Source organism: Streptomyces aidingensis (assembly GCF_900112355.1).
GTDB lineage: Bacteria > Actinomycetota > Actinomycetes > Streptomycetales > Streptomycetaceae > Streptomyces > Streptomyces aidingensis.
Map to the genome: position 1 here is coordinate 1 of NZ_FOLM01000039.1, position 3,175 is coordinate 3,175.

Sequence of the window (3,175 nt, forward strand, 5' to 3'; positions counted from 1 at the left end):
CCCGCGGAGCGGGTTTGGGGCCGCTGCGCGGCCCCAAAGAACCGCCCGCTTCGCGGGCGGCCCGGCGCGTTGCGCCGGGCACCGGATTTCCGCTTCGCTCCAATCCGGATGGAGGGGGCCGGACGCTTCGCTTACCGGCCCCGGGCTCCGCTTCGCTCCGCCCGAAAAACCGCCAGCAGCAGCCAGGGGCAACGGGGGTGATGCATCGTTTGGTGGGCCATGTGAAGTTACGGAAACGCGGTCACCACCCCGGACGGGGCAGGTGCGGGCACGGCCGGCCCTGTGGTCCGGTCGGTGCGGGAGCGGCGGCCGGATACCGGGCGCCGGGAAGAGAAACCCACCCCAATAACAGGTGTCTGTCTCGCGCGGGTTGGCTGCTTGTCTCGCCCTGTGGTGGTGTCACCGTATCAGGGCATGCCGTCCTGCGTGAAGTTGAAGCAGGGATATGCATCATTCGCTAGCTTCATGTATCGTTACGAGAATAGTGCCATTCCCGGACGGGCTGATCCGGTGGTGTGGCCGGAGCCCGGAAGGTGACCGGACAGGGTCGCCGGGACGGAAATGATGGCATCGCGCCGTGAGCGGGTGCGGGCGGTCATCATCGAGACGAGATGGGTGGGCTCATGGAGAAGGGGATGGTGGAGGTGCCGACGGCGCTGCGGGCGGGGCCGCGGCCGTTGCTGCCGCATCAGACGGAGGCGGTGGAGGCGGCGGTGCGGGCGCTGGAGCCTGCGCCGGGGAAGCGGTTCCCGAGGAAGGGTCTGCGGGCGACGGTGGTCTCCGCGTGCGGGACGGGCAAGACGCTGATGGCCATCGGTGCTGCTGCGCGGCTCGCGATGTACGGGCGGGTCCTGGTCCTGGTGCCGACGCTGGATCTGCTGGCGCAGACCGTGCGGGAGTGGCGTGCCGAGGGCCGGCACGGCACCGCGTTCGCGGTCTGCTCGCTGGACAACGACCCGGCGCTGTGGACGGCGGAGGTGCGCACCACCACCAGCGCGCAGCAGCTGGCGCTGTGGGCGGCGAAGGAACAGCGGCTGACCGTCTTCGCCACCTACTCCTCCCTTGGGGTGCTGGAGGAGGCACACGCGGGACCTGGGTACGGGCTGGAGCGCTTGGCCATGTGGGACCTGGTGTGTGTGGATGAGGCGCACAGAACCTCTGGCAGCTGGGGGAAGGCGTGGGCGGCGGTCCATGACCAGGAGGCGATCCCGGCCCGCCGGCGGCTGTATCTGACGGCGACTCCCCGGATCTGGCAGGAGCGGCCCCCGAGCTGGGAGGTGCGGGAGGGAATGCGGCCTGCGCTGAAGGAGGAAATGGCCGCTTCCATGGCAGATCCGAAAATCTACGGGCCCATCTGCTACGAATTGCCGTTGGCCGAGGCGATCCGGCGGGAGCTCCTTGCGCGTTTTCAGATCGTGGTGCTGGAAATCCGGGACCATGAACTGACCGAGGCGCAGCTTCGCGGGGAGGACAAGAACAGCGAGGAGGTGCGCGGCAAGCGCATGGCGGCGGTGCAGACCGCCGTACTGGAGGCCATGGCCGAGCATGACCTGAAGACCATGATCACGTTCCATCACCGCACGATGGAGGCCGAGGCCTGGGCGGCGGGTCTGCCCGGGGTGGCGGGCAAGCTCCACGCCGAGACTCCCGGCCGGCACCCGGCCGCCGACCGGGTGTGGTCGCAGTGGCTGTGCGGCGAGCATGAGGCGGACTACCGGCGGGAGATCTTCCGCCAGTTCGCCGAGGGAATCGACCACCGGGGAATCCCGGTACACCGCGCCGTGCTCGCGAATTGCAAAGTCCTCTCAGAAGGAGTTGATATCCGGGCGGTGGACAGTGTTGCCATCGTGGATCCGAAGAGTTCGGTGGTGGAGATCGTCCAGGCCATCGGGCGGGCCTTGCGGCAGAAGCCGAAGGAGGGCAAACTGGCGACGCTGCTTGTGCCGGTCTTCCTCGCGCCCGGTGAAAAGCCGGAAGAGATGTACGCCTCCGGGTCTTATCGGCCTTTGGTGAATGTTCTGAACGCTTTGCGGGCGCACGATTCCAAAATGGTCGAGATGCTCGCTATCCCGCAAGAGCGGACGGGGCCGGTTGAGCCCTCGCGGCCGATCGGTTCTCCACCGGAAAATGACGAGGAAGACGAGGGCAGGCTGCTGCTGCGGTTCTCCACCAAGCGCGACCCGGCCACGATCCGCAGATTCGTGAAGATGCAGGTGATCGAGCCCGAGCGGGCTTCCTGGGCCCGCGGCTACGCGGCGGCAGTGCGCTACCACGCCGAGCACGGAGGCCTGCGGGTGCCGCTGTCTTACCGGGAGCCGGGCACCGGCGCACCGCTGGGGCGGTGGATCGCCGAGCAGCGGGCGGAGTACGCCGCCGGCCGCCTCGATGACAAGCGGATCGGGTGGCTGGACGAGCTAGGGATGGTGTGGTCCGCGCCGGATCTGGCGTGGGAGGAGAACCTCACCGCCTGCCGCGCCTGGTACGCCGAAAACGGCACCCTGGCCGCCCCGCAGACAGCCGCCGTCCTCGGGCGCGCGGTGGGGCAGTTCCTCACCAACTGCCGCCGCCCCGGCGGGCTGGGCAAGGACCCCCAGCGCGCCGCGCAGCGCGCGGCCGACCTGGCCGCCATCGACCCCGAATGGAACCCAGGCGCCCTGGGCTGGACCGTCGAATGGCAGCGGATGTACGTCAAGGTCCAGACCTGCCTCGACGGCGGCGCCGAACTCGCCGACCTCCTCCCCGGCGTCACCGTGGGCGGCGAGGACGTCGGGCGGTGGCTCGCCCGGCAGACCGAACCCGAGACCTGGCAGGCCCTGAACGCCGAGCAGCGCCGGCGCCTGGCCGCGCTGGGCGTAACACCGCCTGCCCGGCCCTCTGCAGGCCGCCCCCAGGCCGGGCAGCCCAGTCGGCCCAGCGCCCGCGAACTCGCCTGGCAACGCGGCCTGGAAGCCGCCAGGCGCTACCTCGCCCGGGAAGGGCATCTGACCGTCCCCCGCGGGCACATCGAGCACGCCCCCGCCGACCCGACCACCGAGGCCAGGGGCGCGGCCGGCGGCGGGAAACAGGACCAGGACCTGATGCCCGTGAAACTCGGTGTGTGGATCTCCAACGTCAAGAGCAGGCGGGGGACGCTCACCCCGCAGCGCGCCGCACAACTCAACGAACTCGGCATCCA

General features: G+C 69.9%; 1 protein-coding gene. It reads left to right on the forward strand.

Features of this window, described 5'->3' with window-relative positions; genetic code table 11:
* Nucleotides 1–635: 635 nt before the first annotated feature.
* Nucleotides 636–3,175: DEAD/DEAH box helicase (locus BM242_RS28275; protein WP_093841801.1), on the forward strand; the 2,540-nt coding region annotated here is incomplete at its 3' end.